16 protein-coding genes and 1 pseudogene are annotated in these 18,501 nt (G+C 55.0%); 8 read left to right on the plus strand and 9 right to left on the minus strand.

Translation table 11 applies throughout. The annotated features are described in order from the left end of the window. Positions 1-2: 2 nt before the first annotated feature. Positions 3-977, minus strand: coding sequence for a thioredoxin-disulfide reductase (trxB, locus tag BJF95_RS13235; protein ID WP_075639907.1), 975 nt, complete (start codon positions 975-977; stop codon positions 3-5). Between the two features lie 235 nt (positions 978-1,212). Between trxB and BJF95_RS13240 the strand changes: the two genes are divergently transcribed. Further along, positions 1,213-1,680, plus strand: coding sequence for an Lrp/AsnC family transcriptional regulator (locus BJF95_RS13240; RefSeq protein ID WP_075639908.1), 468 nt, complete (start codon positions 1,213-1,215; stop codon positions 1,678-1,680). A 17-nt stretch (positions 1,681-1,697) separates the two neighbouring features. Here the strand turns inward: BJF95_RS13240 and BJF95_RS13245 are convergent, their stop codons facing one another. The 5 genes from BJF95_RS13245 to carB all read right to left on the minus strand — a co-directional run bounded on the left by BJF95_RS13245 (position 1,698) and on the right by carB (position 8,308). Next, positions 1,698-2,501, minus strand: a complete 804-nt coding sequence (locus tag BJF95_RS13245; protein WP_075639909.1) for a glycosyltransferase family 25 protein — start codon at positions 2,499-2,501, stop codon at positions 1,698-1,700. A gap of 22 nt (positions 2,502-2,523) precedes the next feature. Continuing rightward, complete coding sequence (locus BJF95_RS13250) at positions 2,524-3,621, minus strand: glycosyltransferase family 4 protein (protein ID WP_245297339.1); 1,098 nt, start codon at positions 3,619-3,621, stop codon at positions 2,524-2,526. After that, on the minus strand, positions 3,611-4,087 hold the full coding sequence (gene greA / locus BJF95_RS13255) for a transcription elongation factor GreA (protein ID WP_075639911.1): 477 nt from the start codon (positions 4,085-4,087) through the stop codon (positions 3,611-3,613). Before greA ends, BJF95_RS13250 begins: the two co-directional genes overlap by 11 nt. Before the next feature lie 207 nt (positions 4,088-4,294). Continuing rightward, positions 4,295-4,735: an SRPBCC domain-containing protein gene (locus tag BJF95_RS13260; protein WP_075639912.1), complete on the minus strand. Its 441-nt coding sequence runs from the start codon at positions 4,733-4,735 to the stop codon at positions 4,295-4,297. Between the two features lie 90 nt (positions 4,736-4,825). Continuing rightward, positions 4,826-8,308, minus strand: coding sequence for a carbamoyl-phosphate synthase large subunit (gene carB / locus BJF95_RS13265; protein WP_075639913.1), 3,483 nt, complete (start codon positions 8,306-8,308; stop codon positions 4,826-4,828). A 264-nt stretch (positions 8,309-8,572) separates the two neighbouring features. Between carB and BJF95_RS13270 the strand changes: the two genes are divergently transcribed. Continuing rightward, on the plus strand, positions 8,573-9,286 hold the full coding sequence (locus BJF95_RS13270; protein ID WP_075639914.1) for a DUF1868 domain-containing protein: 714 nt from the start codon (positions 8,573-8,575) through the stop codon (positions 9,284-9,286). 40 nt (positions 9,287-9,326) lie between these two features. Here the strand turns inward: BJF95_RS13270 and BJF95_RS24420 are convergent. After that, positions 9,327-10,178, minus strand: a pseudogene (locus BJF95_RS24420) (phosphatase PAP2 family protein); the annotation flags it as partial. 128 nt (positions 10,179-10,306) lie between these two features. On the opposite strand from BJF95_RS24420, the gene BJF95_RS13280 reads away from it, so the two are divergent. The 4 genes from BJF95_RS13280 (at position 10,307) to BJF95_RS13295 (ending at position 14,177) form a co-directional block, all read left to right on the plus strand. Beyond that, positions 10,307-10,978 (plus strand): glutathione S-transferase family protein, encoded by a 672-nt coding sequence (locus tag BJF95_RS13280; RefSeq protein ID WP_075640337.1) that lies wholly within the window; start codon positions 10,307-10,309, stop codon positions 10,976-10,978. A 119-nt stretch (positions 10,979-11,097) separates the two neighbouring features. After that, complete coding sequence (ypfJ, locus tag BJF95_RS13285) at positions 11,098-12,003, plus strand: KPN_02809 family neutral zinc metallopeptidase (RefSeq protein WP_075639916.1); 906 nt, start codon at positions 11,098-11,100, stop codon at positions 12,001-12,003. Positions 12,004-12,173: 170 nt separating this feature from the next. Further along, on the plus strand, positions 12,174-13,571 hold the full coding sequence (locus BJF95_RS13290; protein ID WP_075639917.1) for an MATE family efflux transporter: 1,398 nt from the start codon (positions 12,174-12,176) through the stop codon (positions 13,569-13,571). 12 nt (positions 13,572-13,583) lie between these two features. Continuing rightward, positions 13,584-14,177, plus strand: coding sequence for a VC0807 family protein (locus BJF95_RS13295; RefSeq protein WP_075639918.1), 594 nt, complete (start codon positions 13,584-13,586; stop codon positions 14,175-14,177). A gap of 73 nt (positions 14,178-14,250) precedes the next feature. Here the strand turns inward: BJF95_RS13295 and carA are convergent, their stop codons facing one another. After that, the gene (carA, locus tag BJF95_RS13300) at positions 14,251-15,471 is read right to left on the minus strand and encodes a glutamine-hydrolyzing carbamoyl-phosphate synthase small subunit (protein WP_075639919.1); all 1,221 of its coding nucleotides are present in this window, start codon (positions 15,469-15,471) and stop codon (positions 14,251-14,253) included. Positions 15,472-15,796: 325 nt separating this feature from the next. Between carA and BJF95_RS13305 the strand changes: the two genes are divergently transcribed. Next, complete coding sequence (locus tag BJF95_RS13305) at positions 15,797-16,792, plus strand: alpha/beta hydrolase family protein (RefSeq protein WP_075639920.1); 996 nt, start codon at positions 15,797-15,799, stop codon at positions 16,790-16,792. Positions 16,793-16,962: 170 nt separating this feature from the next. Then, the gene (locus BJF95_RS13310) at positions 16,963-17,418 is read left to right on the plus strand and encodes a GatB/YqeY domain-containing protein (RefSeq protein WP_075639921.1); all 456 of its coding nucleotides are present in this window, start codon (positions 16,963-16,965) and stop codon (positions 17,416-17,418) included. Between the two features lie 80 nt (positions 17,419-17,498). On the opposite strand, the gene BJF95_RS13315 is transcribed toward BJF95_RS13310, so the two are convergent. After that, the gene (locus BJF95_RS13315; RefSeq protein ID WP_075639922.1) at positions 17,499-18,296 is read right to left on the minus strand and encodes a class I SAM-dependent methyltransferase; all 798 of its coding nucleotides are present in this window, start codon (positions 18,294-18,296) and stop codon (positions 17,499-17,501) included. Positions 18,297-18,501: the final 205 nt, after the last annotated feature.

Genomic DNA, 18,501 nt, shown 5'->3' on the forward strand with positions numbered 1-18,501 from the left:
TCTTACTCCGCAGCTAGGGCCGGGGCGTCTGCCACGGCCAGAAAACGTTCTGCTTCCAAAGCCGCCATGCAGCCCATGCCGGCAGCCGTGATGGCCTGACGATAGACATCGTCGGTCACGTCGCCTGCGGCAAACACGCCGGGCACATCGGTGGCTGTCGAATCAGGGGCAGTCCAGAGATAGCCATTGGACTTCAATTTCAGCTTGCCTCTGAACAGCTCGACGGCTGGCGCATGGCCAATGGCCACAAACACGCCGTCAATCGGCATTTCGGTGATGGTATCGGTTTGAATATTCTTCAGCTTCACGCCGGTTACCGATGGTGGCATGGGGTGCTTGGCCGGGATGCCCGTGACTTCATCGACCACGGTATTCCAGACAATCTTGACGTTTTCCTTGGCGAACAAGCGTTCTTGCAGGATTTTTTCCGAGCGGAAGCTGTCGCGGCGGTGTACGACGGTGACAGACTTGGCGATATGCGACAGATACAGTGCTTCTTCCACCGCCGAATTGCCGCCGCCAACCACAATCACATCCTTGTTGCGATAGAAGAAGCCATCGCAGGTGGCGCAGGCCGAAACGCCAAAACCCTGAAAATGCTGTTCGCTTTCAATGCCAAGCCACTTGGCCTTGGCACCGGTGCAGATAATCAGCGTGTCAGCCGTCCAGATGGTGCCGCTATCGGTTTTGACGGTGAAGGGGCGGTGCGCGGTATCCACCTCGGTCACCAGATCATTGACAATTTCAGTGCCAACGTGGGTTGCCTGCTTGAGCATTTGCTCCATCAGCCAAGGGCCCTGAATCGGATCGCCAAAACCGGGATAATTTTCAACATCGGTGGTGATCATCAACTGGCCACCTTGCTCCATGCCCGCAATCAGCACCGGCTTCAGCATGGCGCGCGCAGCATAAATGGCGGCAGTGTAACCGGCAGGGCCAGAGCCGATGATCAGCACTTTGGTGTGACGGGCAGACATGTCAGTTCCTTTCAAGGGCGAGGGACGTGTTGAAAGACCGCATATAGGATGCCTTCCTCGCCTTTTCTTCTTTTCATTTATGAAGGCTCTATGCATTTATTCAAGGGCAGCATTGCTTTAACAACAGGGCAATTCAATCCACCGCAATTTTTATGCGCATTCGCGACATATTCTTGCGCGCAATCGCCGCTGGCGTCATAACCTTGAGGGAGGGAACAGAGAAAGGTGATCGCTGGTGTTTCGTGCCGAACTGGATGCTATCGACATAAAAATTCTAAGAGAGCTGCAGCGCGATGGCCGCATGACCAATGTGGAGCTATCGGAGCGGGTCGGCATTTCGGCACCGCCCTGCCTGCGGCGGGTGCGCAAGCTGGAAGAGGGCGGCATTATCCAAGGCTATCATGCGCTTTTAAACGGCCCCAAGCTTGGCTTTGATCTGGTGGCCTTTTGCATGGTGGGTTTGAAGCATCAATCGGATGCCAATCTAAAGGCGTTTGCCGCCACCACCAATCAGTGGCCGCTGGTGCGTCAGGCGTGGATGGTCAATGGCGAGAGCGATTTTCTGCTGCAATGCGTGGCTGAAAACCTCACGGTGTTTCAGGATTTTGTCATCGAGGTGCTGACCAGCAATGAGCATGTGGATACAGTGCGCACCATGCTGACCATCCGCCAGATCAAGCGGTTGGGCGCGCTGGAGATTTAAGGACTGTCAACCTTGGTTCACACTGCGAGCTGGGCAGGCTGCGAGAGGTTAAGCTGATTGACATGGGCAAAATCCTCCGGCTTCAGCGTGGCGTGACGATGGGATGCAATGCCGATGTGCGTGAGCTGGCGAAGGCCCTGACGTATTTGCGCGATCACGCGGCGCAGCAAAAATGCGGTGCTTGATTTCGGCCTGCTTTCATTGATGGACGTTGCGGTGTGCAGAGGTGGTGTGACGCCGTAATGGGCGCAAAAATCTAGCTGCACGGCCAGCGCGGGTTCTGCCTGAAAGGAGCGCAGGCTATAGGTTGCGCAAATGGCAGCGTCGGCAATGGCGGCCTGCCGTGACGTCCTGCTCAACAGCTTTTTTGCGCCGGTTGGCCACAAAATATAGGCGGCGGCTCCAGATCGGTCTTGGTAGAGCCTTGTTACGGCGGAATCGGACGTGTGTTGTTGCGCCATCAGCTTTTTACGGCCACGGGTTTCAAGGGTCAAATGATCAATATCCTGACGCTTGGCCAATTGCGCAAGCAGAGCCGGGACTGTGATCGATAAAACCGCATCATCCTCCAGCACAAGAGCGGGTTGATCACTTTGCGAAATCTGTGTCCACACGGCACGATGGCTGAGAAAACACGCTTTCTCTGAAAGACGCATTGGCCGTTCCCAACGGTTCCAATAGGGATCGGCTTCATTGATGGTCAGGTCTTGCGCGTTGACAGCCGGAATGCGGGTGTAGCTTAATCCGAGTGCTGCCATTTGCGCGTGTTGAAACGCAAGGCGATCCGTGGATCTGTCGAGATTAATGATCAGCACCTGCATAAGAATTACGTCCTTGAAAGATTTAAAATACGCAGGTAGTGCCCAAGTCGGTTCCGAGCAATGCAGCGTATTCTTTTTCAAGCGATTTTGCCTCGTTTTTTAAAGCAAAATGTTCTGACACATGTGTGATCGCGGCCAGCCCATGCTGGTAGGCCATTTCCGGATCGGCCAGATAGGGGGCGATGGCATCGCGCAAGGCGTCGTAATCGCCAGCGGCCACAACAGAGCCGGTTTTGCCTTCCGCGATCAATTCGGCATAGGCTCCGGCATCGGAGGCGACAACTGCGGTTTGTGAGGCCATGGCCTCCAAAGGGGTCAGGCCAAACCCTTCATTGCGCGAAGGCGCAACATAAAGGCTCAAGCGGCGATACCAGGGCTTGATATCGGCAACTTCGCCCAGAAAAACAATGCGATCCGACAGGTTGGCCTTGGCTATATCCGCCTTGAGCTGATCGGCAAAGGCGGCATGGTCTGGCGTGATCCGGCCAGACACCACGGCTGTCCAATCCGGGTTTTGCGGCAAAAGGTCAATCATGGCGCGGACAAAAAGGTCTGTGCCTTTCTGGTGGCGCACACGACCAAAGCAGCCAACAAGATAGCGACCGGGCAGATGGGTGGCCGAAATTGTGTCGTCTTCACTGGTGGGCGGGTGGAACAATGCGGTATCAATGCCGTGACGAATGACGGTGTGCGGCACTTTCAGATAAGAGCCGGAGCGCCCGCTGGTGGCCACAACGGCATCCATCTTTGAGATCAGCCAACGGGTATAGCCGCTATGATGACGCTGGGCGGCCGAGGTAAACAGCAATTTCAGCGGCATGCGCAACACATCGCGCAAGATCAGACCCGCCAACATTTCATTGTTGCGGCGGGCATGCCAGACGCGGTGCGATGCGTTTTGCGGACGTTTCCACAAAAGCGGCAACTGCCAGTATGACATGGCGGGCATGTCATCTGGCAGGCCGGGGCCAAGCGTCGCAATACCCAACCCGCGCCGCCTGTGCTCTGGAATCAATTGAACCAGAGTGGAGGTGACACCAGACAGGCGTTTTTTGAAATTGGGCGCGATGACCAGGATATTGCGAAGCTGCACTTTGCTGGAAATTGGCTTAACCCCAATTGACCGCAATAACTTCGTAAGCCTTGGAGCCGCCGGGTGCGACAACTTCAATGCTATCGCCCACTTCCTTGCCAATCATGGCGCGGGCAATGGGAGAGGAAATCGAGATTCGGCCAGCCTTGACGTCGGCTTCCTGATCGCCAACGATCTGGTAGCTTTTTTCTTCTTCCGTGTCTTCGTCCACCAGCTTGACGGTTGCGCCAAACTTGATCTTGGTGCCAGACATCTTCGACAAGTCGATCACTTCGGCGCGGGCCGTGAGGTCTTCCAGCTCGGAGATACGGCCTTCATTATGGCTCTGGGCCTCTTTGGCAGCATGATATTCGGCATTTTCCGACAGGTCGCCATGGGCGCGCGCTTCAGAAATAGCCTCAATGATCCGAGGACGTTCTTCTTGTTGACGCCAGCGCAATTCCTCCTGAAGCTTGGAGAAGCCGCTCTGTGTCATCGGTACCTTTTCAACCATGTCCTCTTCCTTCACCTTTCATGCCCGCATGGGTGGACATGAAAATAAAACAGGTCCCGAAGCAAAGCCACGGAACCAGCCACAAATCAAACTCTAAGGACTATAGCAGAGTGTGACAGTGAATTTCCAGATATTTCGAATTGCTGCATTTACAATCGTTCCTGCCCGACAAAATCAGGGGGTATTTTTGTCGACTGCGAAGCGTTTTTAATGGATGCCAAGCAGACGCTCCAGTCGATCAAAATTTTGCTCATTGGCGGCGGCAATGAATGTCTTGAGCATTTGATTTTCTTCACAACTTTTGAAAAACATCCGCCATATCAGGCGGGTTCCTCCGGCCTCCTCTCCAAACGCCATTTCCATGCGATAAACATGGATAGGCTCATGGTGGATGAAGCTGATGCGCTTGGGCGCTTCGACCTCCAGAAAGGTGGAGTGGTTGACGAAATCTGTACCATTTGAGGCGGTCATGGTGATTTTCCACTCACCGCCGGGCGTTAGATTGAACACATGGATCGTGTTGGTGAAACCATCTGGTCCCCACCAGTCGCACAGCTTTTTCGGGTCAGCGAAACTATCAAACAGTGTTTGCCGATCAACCGCAAACAGACGTTCGTTGATAATTTCGATCTCATCCGAATCGGTCATGTCCCATCCTCGTTTCTGCCGGCTTTCATAAAAATGCCGCGCGTCATGGGGTGACGCGCGGCAGTATGCGGGCTCAGATCTGAGGTTTGATCAGAAATAGCTCTGCAATGGGCGCACTTCCAGCTGACCATTCTTCAAAGCCTGAATAGCTTCGGCAGCCGCCAAAGCACCAGCCATTGTGGTGTAGTAAGGCACCTTTTGCATCAATGCGGCGCGGCGCAGCGATTTGCTGTCCGAGATCGCCTTGTTTGAGTCGGTGGTGTTGATCACTAGCTGGACCTGACGGTTGCGGATGGCATCTTCAATGTGTGGACGGCCTTCCAGCACCTTGTTGATCTTGATGGCTTCAATGCCTTGCTCGGCCAGGAAGCGCTGCGTTCCGCCCGTTGCCATAACCTTGAAGCCAATGCTGACCAAAAGCTTGATGGCGGGCAGAACGCGGGTCTTGTCGTCATCGCGCACCGAGACAAACACTGTGCCATCGCGCGGCAGCTCAACACTTGCACCCAATTGGCTCTTGGCAAAGGCCAGCGCGAAGTTGGTGTCGAGACCAATGACTTCACCGGTGGAGCGCATTTCTGGGCCCAGCAGCGTATCGACGCCGGGGAAGCGGGCAAACGGGAAAACGGCTTCCTTGACGGCAATGTGGTTCAGGTTGCGTGGGTCGGGCTTTTTGCCGTAAGCCGCAATGGCGGCATCCAGCTTTTCACCAGCCATGATGCGGGCGGCAATCTTGGCGATTGGTGCGCCAATGGTCTTGGCGACAAACGGCACGGTACGCGAAGCGCGTGGGTTGACTTCTAGAACGTAGATCACGCCATCCTTGATGGCATATTGCACGTTCATCAAGCCGCCAACGTTCAGCGCCTTGGCCATGGCGGCCGTCTGGCGCTCCAGTTCATTCAGCATCTCGTCGCTGAGCGAGCGTGATGGCAGTGAGCAGGCCGAGTCACCGGAATGAATACCAGCTTCTTCGATATGCTCCATGATGCCGGAAACGAAGACATTTTCGCCATCGCACAGCGCATCCACATCCACCTCAATGGCGTTGGTGAGGTAGCTATCGAACAGCAGCGGGTTTTTGCTCAGCAGCGTGTTGATCTGGCCGGTCTTGTCGTTGGGATACCGCTGCTTGATCGATTCAGGCACCAGACCGGGAACCGTATCGAGCAGATAGGTTTGCAGCATGTTTTCATCATGGATGATCTGCATGGCGCGGCCACCCAGCACGTAGGATGGGCGCACTACCAGCGGATAGCCGATTTCGCCAGCAATCACGCGGGCCTGTTCCACCGAGTAAGCAATGCCGTTGTTGGGCTGGGTCAGATCCAGCTTCATCAACAGCTTCTGGAAGCGGTCGCGATCTTCGGCAAGGTCGATCATGTCCGGCGCTGTGCCGAGGATCGGAATGCCGTTCTTTTCCAGCGCTTCGGCCAGTTTCAGCGGCGTCTGGCCACCAAACTGCACGATAACGCCAACCACTTCGCCCTTTTCCTGCTCGGCGCGCAGGATTTCGATCACGTCTTCAGCGGTCAGCGGCTCGAAATACAGGCGGTCCGAGGTGTCGTAGTCGGTGGAGACCGTTTCCGGGTTGCAGTTGATCATGATGGCTTCAAAGCCAGCATCCTTCAAGGCGAAGGCGGCATGGCAGCAGCAATAGTCAAACTCGATGCCTTGGCCAATCCGGTTTGGACCACCGCCGAGAATGACCACTTTCTTGCGATCCGACACTTGCGCTTCCGAGCGGGCAGCACCGACAAAAGGCGTTTCATAGGTCGAGTACATGTAAGCGGTGGGTGACGCAAATTCGGCAGCGCAGGTATCAATGCGCTTGAACACGGGGCGCACATCCAGACCATTGCGCAGCTCTGCCACTTCCTTCGGGCGCTTGCCCGACAGGCTGGCGAGACGGGCATCTGAAAAGCCCATGGCCTTGATCTTGCGTAGGTTTTCAGCATCTGTTGGCAGGCCGTGTTCTCGGATGCGGGCTTCCAGATCGGTAATCGCCTTCAGCTGAGCGATGAACCATGGATCGATCTTGCAGCCTTCATGCACTTCTTCTTCCGACATACCAAGGCGCAGAGCCTGAGCCACCATGCGCAGACGATCTGGCGTTGGTGTGCCAATGGCGGCGCGGATGGCGTTCTTGTCATCGCCCTGGCCGAGGCCGGGGATTTCAATTTCGTCCAGACCGGTCAAGCCAGTTTCCAGACCACGCAGGGCTTTCTGCAAGCTCTCGGAGAAGGTACGGCCAATGGCCATTACTTCGCCCACCGATTTCATCGCCGTGGTCAGCGTTGGTTCTGCACCCGGGAATTTTTCAAAGGCAAAGCGTGGAATTTTGGTGACCACATAGTCAATCGATGGCTCAAACGACGCAGGCGTTGCACCGCCGGTGATGTCATTGTCCAGCTCATCCAGCGTATAGCCAACCGCCAGCTTGGCGGCCACCTTGGCAATCGGGAAGCCCGTGGCCTTCGACGCAAGTGCAGACGAGCGCGACACGCGCGGGTTCATTTCAATCACCACCAGACGGCCATCGGCAGGGTTGACCGCGAACTGCACGTTGGAGCCGCCGGTTTCAACGCCAATTTCCCGCAGCACCGCGATCGAGGCATTGCGCATGATCTGGTATTCTTTATCGGTCAAGGTCAGGGCAGGGGCAACGGTGATGGAGTCGCCGGTATGCACGCCCATCGGGTCGATGTTTTCAATCGAGCAGATGATGATGCAATTGTCCGCCTTGTCGCGGACCACTTCCATTTCATATTCCTTCCAGCCGAGAACCGATTCTTCAATCAGCACTTCGGTGGTGGGGGAAGCGTCGAGACCGCCATTGATGATCTCGAAGAATTCTGAGCGGTTGTAAGCAATACCGCCGCCGGTGCCGCCCATGGTGAAGGACGGGCGGATAATCGCGGGCAGGCCAACAACATCCAGCGCTTGGGCGGCAATGGCCATGGCATGGCTCATGTAGCGCTGCTTGCGGTCGGTTTCGCCAAGGTTCCACTGGTTTTCCAGCTCGTCCAGCGCCTTGTCCAGCGCATCACCAGACAGCGAAGCCTTCAGCTTTTCGCGCTCGGCCTCATGGGTCTTGCGGTCGGCATCCTTGATTTCGGTGGCGTTGGCCAGCAGCGACTTTGGCGTTTCAAGGCCAATGCGGGCCATGGCTTCGCGAAACAGGGCGCGGTCTTCGGCCATGTCGATGGCGGCAGGCTTTGCGCCAATCATTTCAACATTGTAGCGGTCCAGAACGCCCATGCGCTTCAACGAAAGCGCAGTGTTCAGCGCCGTCTGGCCGCCCATGGTGGGCAGCAGTGCATCGGGGCGCTCCTTGGCAATAATCTTGGCCACTACTTCCGGGGTGATCGGCTCCACATAGGTGGCGTCAGCAAGGCCGGGGTCGGTCATGATGGTGGCGGGGTTGGAGTTGACCAGAATAACCCGGTAACCCTCTTCCTTCAGCGCCTTGACGGCCTGTGTGCCGGAATAGTCAAATTCGCATGCCTGTCCGATAACAATCGGACCTGCGCCGATGATCAGGATGGATTTTATATCTTGGCGCTTTGGCATGTCTCTATCCGTTCTCTTAATGCTGCGCAAAAAGCGGCCAAGGTGATGGGCTCACCGGCCGGGCGCAGATCAATGGTCATTTCAGGCTAGAAGCGGCTTATAGGGAATTCTTGGACAAAGCGGAACCCCCGATTTCATCTTTTCATACGGATAAGTGAACAGTTTTTCCGGTGTGGTGAATTCCAGCCAATTGGGGGGTGCTTGTCATGCAATTGTTGTGAAGACAGGTGTTAACTCCAGGCGGTACGTAACGGAGATCGCTTTATGTCGCACACCCAACTTTTGCCTGCTCTTTTGCCCTTTTCCGAAACGGAAGGCGAAGGTGCGTCTCGCCATCTCGGCATTCGGTTTAATCAGGAAGGAAAATTTCTGCCCGAACCCGGCAATACAATTGTGTGCCATTTGACGGAAGGCTCGCCAAACCGCCAGGCGATCAGCAATGCCCGCAGCCGTTACATGAGCATGGTGGAGGCGGATAGACTGGCCTTTACCGCCGAATCCAGCCTGCACATGACGTTGTTTCAAGGCATTATCGAATATCGCCGTGCGCTTCCCTATTGGCCAGCCGATATTCCACTTGAAACACCGATTGACGATATGACCGAAATTCTGGCGCAAAGGTTGGAGCATTTTCGCAAAGGCCCAAGCTTTCGTGTGCATGTGACCCATATGTTGCCCACCGGCCTGCAAGTGGAGGGTGTTACAGCGCAAGACCGCGCGGCGATGGCGGAGTGGCGCAATCGGCTGGCCGATCTGTTTGGCTATCGCCATCCTGATCACGACAGCTATCAATTTCACATCACCTTTGCCTATGTCATCCGGCCTTTGAGTGAGCAGGCGCTGTTTCAGTGGCAATCAATGCTGGGTGAGGTTCGCGATGAACTGCGTGCGCAGTTTGATCATATTGAACTTGATCCACCCGCCTTTTGTGCATTTGAGGATATGCACCACTTTGAAGAGTTGCTTGTGCTGGATTGATGCTTTGTGTGGTCACGGCGGTGAGGGCGGCGATCACGCAGGCTGCCAGCAGAAAACCGGCCGGAATATCAATGAAATAGTGGCTGCCATGAGAGAGGGCAGCCACGGCCATCATCAGGTTGAGGCCAAGAACGGGGTAGCGCGCTGGCTTGATCGACCAAGCCCCCCAACTGTAGAGCACAGCACAGGCGGCATGAACCGATGGAAAGGTGATAATGCCCGCCGCCTTGCTGGTTTCCAGCACGAAAGTGTGTTGGCTGCGCACGGCATTGAATTCGCTCAGAAAGCCGTAGCCCAGCGACGTGTTGATGTGCAGCGGCGGATGTTCTGCCAGATGATAGGTGACATAGGCGCTTTGGGCCGGAAACCAGATGGCGATGATGCTGGCACAATAGCCGATGGCCCCAAAGCAGAGAATCATTGTGTAGCCGCGATCTTTTTGCCCAACGGCACAAAGAACCATGGGTATCGCCATCAATTGAAAGCCGAAACTCTGATAGGCAATGCCAAGGCTCCACGCGAGCAGCGGATGCCGATCAACCGTGCGGATAAAACTCCACCAATCCAGCCCCATGGCCTGATCGATCTGGCGCAGCCAAAGGTCGGCTAAAGGCCTGTCCAGCTTCATGGCGGCATAGGTGGAAAACAGAATGGGCAGGCCCAAAAGTACGCCAAAGAGAAAACATTCCGCAATGGACGAAATGCGCCCATAGCGTTTGTGTCTGGCATAGACTGCCAGCGTCATACAGGAGATTAGAAACGGTGAAAGGCTTAAAAGCCACTGAGAGACATCGATTGTCAGCCCGGTTGTTAAGGACAGCGGCATCATCAAGGCGTAGGACGCTATAATGAGGGTAATCAACAAAACTCTGGGGCGTGTGCGATATATCATCAAGGTGCTGGCAATTTAAATCTGACGTTCGATCTGCATATGTGCTCTGGACTTTAACCCTGAATGATTGATGATGTGTTCGCATTGCAATAAGCTGAAATATCAATTTCATTGAGGGTGTGCTTGATTTGATTACCGTTCATTATCTCGAAAATTCCAGAGCGCATCGTATCCTCTGGCTGCTGGAGGAGTTGGGTCTTGACTATGATATCAAGACCTACAAGCGGGGTGCCGACATGCGCGCGCCCACAACGCTGAAGGCCATTCATCCCCTTGGCAAATCTCCGGTGATTGAGGACAAGGGCAGGGTGATTGCCGAAAGCGGTGCGATTATCGAATACCTGATTGGCGTATATGATAAAGAGCATAAGCTCCGTCCGCCGGGCGGCACCGATGAGCGTTTGCGCTATATTTACTGGCTGCATTATGCTGAAGGCTCGGCCATGCCGCTGTTGCTGATGAAGCTGGTTTTCCTGCGCCTGCCCCGCCAGATGCCGATATTCTTGCGCTCGGTGGGCAAGCTGATTTCCGACAGCGTGCAGCGCAAGCTGATTGATCCCCAACTGGCCGACCATCTCGCCTATTGGAACAGCGAATTGTCCCGCGACGGCTGGTTTGCCGGAAATGCGTTTTCTGCCGCCGATATAGCCATGAGTTTTCCGGTGGAAGCCGGCATGAGCCGCATGGATCAAACAGGCGATGTTCAAGCTGTTCGTCGTTATCTGGACGCCATACGGTCTCGCCCGGCCTATCAAAGGGCTCTGACGCGCGGCGGCGCCTATGTCTATGCTGAAAGCTAGAATGGCTGGCGCAACATGGCTGGGAACTTATCGGTCTGGCCATGTGTTTCTGTCCTGATAAGCGTATAGGTGTTCGATAGGGTCGCATTTTATGCGCTCTGTCGGCTTGGGGGACGGGCATGGAACTGGATGGACAGCGAAAATCTGACAATGTTGAAGATGTGCGAGGTCGATCCGGCAGCGGCTTTGGCCAAGGTAATTTTGGCCGACGCGGAATTCGCTTTCCAAGCGGCGGTGGCGGGCGCGGTTTAAGCCTGTCGACCATCATCATTCTCGCGCTGATCTATTTTGGCCTTCGCGCTATGGGCATTGATGTGGCGCAATTGCTTGATGATGGTAGCAGCGGGTCATCATCCTATCAGCAGCAATCAAACGCATCTGGTGCTGAGCAGGAGATGAAAGTCTTCGTGCAGCGCGTGCTGGCCTCAACCGAGGATGTGTGGACGGATATTTTCGAGGCCCATGGTGGTCAATATGATATGCCCAAATTGAGCCTGTATTCGGGGCAATATCCATCCGCTTGCGGCACGGCATCGTCTGCGACCGGGCCATTTTATTGTCCGGGAGATCGAAAGGTCTATCTCGATACGGCGTTTTTCACAGAGCTTTCGCGCCGCTTCAAAGCCTCTGGCGATTTCGCCCAAGCCTATGTGATTGCCCATGAAGTCGGCCATCATGTGCAAAACCTCACCGGCGTGTTGCCAAAATTCAACCAGATGCGTCAGACGATGACGCCGGCGCAAGCCAATAAAATGTCTGTTCGGGTTGAGCTACAGGCCGATTGCTTTGCCGGAATCTGGGGCCGCAAGGCCGATGACAAAGGCTTGCTCTCGGCAGGTGATCTGCAAGAAGCCCTGAATGCCGCCCAACAGATTGGCGACGACGCGCTGCAAAAGCGCGCCCAAGGCTATGTCGTGCCGGAGAGTTTCAATCACGGCACCTCTGCCCAGCGGATGAAGTGGTTCAAGCGCGGGTTTGATCAGGCCCGGATGGAGGCTTGCGACACTTTTTCCGACCCGGTTTGATGAGGCGGCGTTTGCTCGTCGATTTGATCCATCAATCAATGTGATGGAATTGCGAAAACATTTGTCCTGCGTTGGCTTGTGGTTGAAACATCCCACTTGATGGCGTATCGCTGCATAAATGGCCGTTTGCCTTGTTTTTGGGCGCGGCATTTTTCGTTTTGGAAGCAATCATGAACCAGGTTTCACTTGCAAAAGCTGGCGGCAACGCTGCTGGTTGGGGCAGCCATTTTCGCGCAACGCTGGCGTTGGGGATTCCATTGGTGGGTGCACAGCTCGCCCAATTGGCCATTCACACCACCGATGTGGTGATTGTGGGCCGTCTGGGGGCCGAATCCCTGGCAGCTCTGGTTTTGGCCGGACAGTTTTTCTTCACTGTGTTTATTTTTGGCTCCGGCTTTGCCATCGCCGTTATGCCCATGGTGGCAAATGCTTACGGTAAGGGCGACGTGCGGCTGGCCCGACGCTCGATCCGCATGGGCTTGTGGGTGTCGCTGGCCTATAGCGTGTTGATGTGGCCGCTGTTTCATTATTCGCAAAATGTGCTTTTGGCCCTTGGGCAGGTGCCGCATGTGGCCGAGCTGGCATCAAGCTATATTCGCATCATGTGGATCAGCCTGCCTGCGGCGCTTGTGGTTGCGGTTATGCGCGCGCTGGTGAGCGCCATCGGCCGGGCGCAGATTGTGCTCTACATTACCATTGCGACGCTGCTGCTGAATGCCGGTCTCGCCTATTGCGTGGTGCTGGGGCATTTTGGCTTTCCAGCCTTTGGCATTCTCGGTGCCGCATGGGTTGCGGTGACGGTTAATATCTTTGCCATGCTGGCCATGGCGGCCTATTTGCACTTCAACAGCATGACCCGCAAATATGAGCTGTTTGTACGCTTCTGGCGGCCCGATTGGGAGGCGCTGCACGATGTCATCCACCTTGGCCTGCCCATTGGCGTCACCGTGCTTGCCGAAGCGGGCCTGTTTACCGCCGCCTCCTTGCTGATGGGGTCAATCGGAACGATTGAGCTGGCCGCTCATGGCATTGCACTGCAATTGGCCTCGATTGCTTTCATGATTCCGCTTGGCCTTGCGCAGGCAGCCACGGTGCGGGTCGGTGTGGCCCATGGCCGTGGCGATTTTGCCAATGTGGTGCGGGCCTCTATTGCTGTGGTGTGCATTGCGGCCACACTTTCGCTTTGCGGCGGCTTGTTGTTCTTTTTCTTCTCCAATGAGCTAAGCGGCCTGTTTTTGGATCGCGGCCGTGACGATGCCGCAGCTGTGCTGGATTATGCCGCCCCTTTGGTGGTCGTTGCCGGTATTTTTCAGCTGGTCGATGGCTTGCAGGCCATTGCGGCTGGCTTGTTGCGTGGCCTCAAGGATGCCAGAGTGCCGATGATTTTGGCGCTGATTTCCTATTGGCCCATCGGGTTTGTGCTGGCCTGGTTTATGGCCTTTCCGCTTGGGCTTGGCGGCCTTGGTGTGTGGTTTGGCTTTTTGATTGGCTTGTCCAGCGCCGCCATCATGCTCGGCCTTCGTTTCATCTTACGACTTCGCCATGAAATGCGGATCGCCGCCATTTAGAGGAAAGCTGCCGTGTTGAAAGACATTGTTGTGAGTGCAGGTCTGCCGTATCTCACTTATCTGTTTTTGTCTTCGCATGGTGTTTCAACGGTGGTCGCCCTCGCAGTCGGGGCGATTTTCCCGATCGGTTCGATTGTCATCGCCTTTGTGCGCAGCCGCCGCATTCAGGCCATTGGCATTTTAACCCTTGCCGCAACACTGGCATCGGTGATCACCAGCCTTTATTTCAACAGTCCCTATCTGGCGCTTGCCAAGGGATCGTTGATCACCGGGTGTGTCGGTCTGGTGTTTGGTCTGTCCCTGTTTGCCAAACGGCCTTTGATTTTCTATCTCAAATCCAGTGATGCTGAAGGGCGCGCGCGCGCCGAGGAACTTTGGCAAACCGCCCCGCAATTTCGCAAGGCCATGCGTGTCATCACCACTGTCTGGTGCGTCGGCTTGATGTGTGAGGCGGGATTGCGCCTTGTGCTCATTCCGCTTTTGCCCATTGATGTTTTTCTGCCTGTCAGCGAAGTGATGTGGATTGCCTGCTTTGCGCTGCTGATGGCCTGGAGCTACCGCTATGGCCGCCGCAAAACCGCAGAGGGTCGAGTGTCGTCGTCTTGATGTATTGCTCAAGAATCAAATAAGCCGACCAAGTGATTGGTCGGCTTATGTTTTTTAGCGTTCAAATCCGGTTTTAACGTTCAGACAAAGCCGCTTCGCCCTTGTTTTCGCGCACCATGTTGATGAAGCGGCGGAACAGGTAGTGGCTGTCTTGCGGGCCGGGCGATGCTTCCGGGTGATGCTGGACCGAGAACACATTTTTGTCGGTCAGGCGCAGGCCGCAATTGGTGTTGTCGAACAGCGAAATGTGAGTCTCTTCAACGCCTTCTGGCAAAGACTTGGAATCCACCGCGAAGCCGTGGTTCATCGAAACGATCTCAACCTTGCCGGTGGTGAAATCCTTGACCGGATGGTTCGCGCCATGATGGCCCTGATGCATCTTCTCGGTCTTGGCACCAAGGGCCAGACCCAGCATCTGGTGGCCAAGGCAGATCCCAAACATGGGAATGTCTGTCTTGATCAACTCCTGAATGACTGGAACCGCATATTCACCCGTGGCGGCTGGATCTCCGGGGCCGTTGGAGAGGAAAATGCCATCGGGCTTCAGCGCAATAATATCAGCAGCACTGGTGTTGGCAGGCACAACCGTGACCTTGCAGTTCAGGCCGGTAAACAGGCGAAGGATATTGCGCTTGACGCCAAAATCCATGCAGACAATGTGATAGGCAACGTCGGCATCTGCCAGTTCGCTGACGCCTTCGTTCCATACCCATGGCTTTTCATTCCACACCGACGACTGGCCAGAGGAGGCCACCTTGGCAAGATCCAGACCTTCAAGACCGCTCCAGGCCTTTGCTTTGGCTTTCAGATCGTCAATATCGAAATTGCCGTTGGCGTCATGGGCAATCACGGCGTTTGGCGCACCGTTTTCGCGGATCCATGCGGTCAGCGCGCGGGTATCAACACCCGACAGACCAATGATGCCGCGGGCCTTCAGCCATGCATCGAGATGCTTGGAGGCGCGATAATTGGATGGCTCGGTGATGTCGGCTTTGAAAATGGTGCCGACCGCACCGTGGCGGGCAGCCGGTGTCAGGTCTTCAATATCTTCTTCATTGGTGCCGACATTGCCGATATGCGGGAAGGTGAAGGTGACGATCTGGCCGAGATAGGAGGGGTCGGTGAGGATTTCCTCATAGCCGGTCAGCGCTGTGTTAAAAACCACTTCGGCCTGAACGATACCGGTTGCGCCAACGCCCTGACCTTCAATGACCGTTCCATCGGCCAGAACGAGAAGGGCAGTGGGCTTGGCTGTGGTCCAGGGGGCGGTGGGCGATGGCGATGTAGCGGTCATATCCGTTCCTTTTCCAGCCTTTTGCCCCGGCGCATCAAAACCGGCGGCGCGTGGCCTTATATGTGTGCCAAGTGTCCTCACGCAGCAGATGAATGCGCGTGCGGGAACCTGATGTCGATGTGTGTGCAGGCGATGGTACATAGACGACAAGTGTGGGGCAGGTCAATTGTTCCCTGGGTAAAACAAGTGGGATTCGGGTCTCGAAGCTGGATCTCGGCATGCAATTTTGTGCGGAGCAGCCAAGTGCAGCTTGTTGTGAGGTACGATTTGTATCAGAGTTTCTCTCTGTGCGCATTGGTAGGGGGCTATTTCAAAGGAGGGCTCAGTGCCTATTGGCTTCCAAACGGGAATGAGCTTTGACGAGACACGGCTGAATTGGGATGCCTCCGGTGCCCGGCCTTTGGCTTGGTCGCTGTGGTATCCGGCAGAAGATCATGTTGGTGCAGTTCACCCCACTGATACGTCATGGTTTAAACAACACCCGGTCGCATATGGTGCCAAGCCACGTTTAACGGACAATCCTTTTCGTTTGGTTTTGCTCTCGCATGGAAGCGGTGCCACCCCATCAGCAATGGAATGGCTGGCTTATGGGCTCGCACAGCAAGGCTTTGTGGCTCTTGCTGCCCATCATCACGGCCATACTGGTTCGGAGCCGTATCGGGCCGAAGGGTTTCTTTGTATGTGGGAGCGGGCGAGAGATTTGAGCGCGCTTTTAAGTGACGAGAGCTGGCGACACGCGCTCGGTGCGCCGATAGATGATCGAGTCCATGTTGCTGGTTTCTCTGCCGGTGCCTATACGGCTATGCTTCTCATGGGCGCGCGTGTTGCTTATTCGCAATTTGAACCCGACAACCCGGTTAAAAGCCCTATCCGAGGTCCAAGAGAATTTCCTGACCTTGTCGATGAACTTCCAAAACTCCAGAGGAGCAAAGTCTTTCGCGAATCATGGGACCGGCGGCGCGATAGTTATGCCGATGCCCGAATTGCGTGCGCATTGGTGATCGCACCGGGAAGGTCGGTACTTGGTTTTGATATCGACAGTTTACATCAAGTTCGCAAGCCCCTTCTGCTGATTGGCGGCGACGCTGATACGGTTGCGCCGCCGCAGGAGTGCTGCAAATGGCTGCACGACAATGTTTCGTCCATCGCAATCAGCATCATCAAACGTGGGGCAGGCCATTATACCTTTCTGTCAGAAGGAACCCTTGCGGGGATACAGGCTGCACCTGAGTTGTTTCTTGATCATGCCGATTTGCAACGTGAAGCAGTACATAAGCATGTTGTTGGATTGGCTGCTGATTTTTTTGCTCTGCCACGATAAAATTCGTTAAGTACGGCCTTTGAGGTTATTTTCTCATCAATCAATCAAACAATCGATTTCCCGACCCTGTTCCAGCAGACTTTCATTGCGCGTCTTAGCAGACAGAGGTATCACCACGCTAAAATAGATGGCGCTTTGGCATTTTCTGCCGCCCAACAAGGAGAAAAGACATGTTACGTGAGGATCTGACCGCCGCTCTCAAGGATGCGATGAAGGCCAAGGAAACCCGCAAACTCTCCACCATTCGCCTGGTGCAGGCGGCCATCAAGGACCGCGACATTGCCAACCGTGGCGAGGGCAAGGCTGAGTTGAGCGACGACGACATCTTGCAGCTCATGGCCAAGCTGGTCAAACAGCGCGAAGAATCAGCCAAGATCTATGAAGACAATGCCCGCCCCGAACTGGCCGCTCAGGAACGCGAAGAAGTCGCGATCATCAAGACATTTATGCCCGAGCAGATGAGCGACGAAAAAGTGCGCGAAGCGATTGCTGGCGTGATCACCGAGATCAACGCCGAAGGCATGCGCGACATGGGCAAAGTGGTGGCCGCCTTGAAAGAGCGCTATGCCGGGCAAATGGATTTTGCCAAGGCATCCGGCGTGGTGAAGCAGCTTTTGACGAAGTAAGCGGCTGTCGCCGCGGCGGGTTTTGCCGAGTAAAGGTCAGCCATTGACGGCCCGCTTTTACTCGGCGCGTTCATAGTACGTTATTGATTTTTTACGCTCAGAAACAGCCCGAACTGCTTTTCAGTTTCCAACGCACCCTTTCCTGCAACAAATTCCTTTGCGATCGCATCGCGAAGATTGGCAAGCTGATTTTCATCCGCCTCGTCGCCGGGCGGAAAGGACGTCAGCATCATGAAGACATCCTCCGGATCGGTGATATGAAGCCGAGCCGGATGTTGGCTCATCCTGACATTGCCAAATTGGGCGCTCAACATGCGATTCGCATGGTCAAAGCCAAAAACGCTGGCGACGGGGTTGTGGGGTGGGCTGCCGAAAACCGTCGCCAGTTGATAGATTTTAGCCGAGTCTCCGATGCCGTTTGTTGTCACGGCCAAAAAGCCGCCTGGCTTGAGCAGGCGATGCATGTCCGCGATGGCTTTTTCCAGATCGGGCACATGATACAGCATGTGCATTGCAATGATCGCGTCAAAAGATTGGTCTTCAAATGGTAGGGCACTGGCATCGGCTTGTTGACATTTGAAAGCGCCAAAGTTCAGAGGTTCGCAACGCGCTTGCGCTTCTTTCACCATGCCCTCCGAGAGGTCGCACAGGGTTAAATCCAACGTCTTCGGCAATTTGTCACGCGCGGATGACCAAAACCAGCCAGGGCCGCAGCCAATATCCAGAACGTGATCGCCATTTTTGAGCGGTAATTGACTGGCAATCCATGGAAACCAGCTAACATCACTGATCGTGTACTTGGTAACAAGGCGCGCGCGGGCTGCAAGTTTGTCACTGTTGCCATATTGCTTGCGATTATCATGGGCTGCGATAGACATGAGCGTGTCTCCATGACGGATAGGTCGTGTCTTCAGACTTGAAATCTTTCTTTCTCGCCTGACACTCCAAGGCATTGTTGTGGAGATTTAAACTCCTTTTGCTGCTTTGAATAGCGAGGCGCATTCTTCCAGTGATCACATTTGAAAAGCGTTGCTTAACATCATTTGTTTGTGCCCGTTGGTAGGCAACGGGCACGGCTTCGGT

This window comes from Rhizobium oryziradicis (assembly GCF_001939045.1).
Classification (GTDB): Bacteria; Pseudomonadota; Alphaproteobacteria; order Rhizobiales; family Rhizobiaceae; genus Allorhizobium; species Allorhizobium oryziradicis.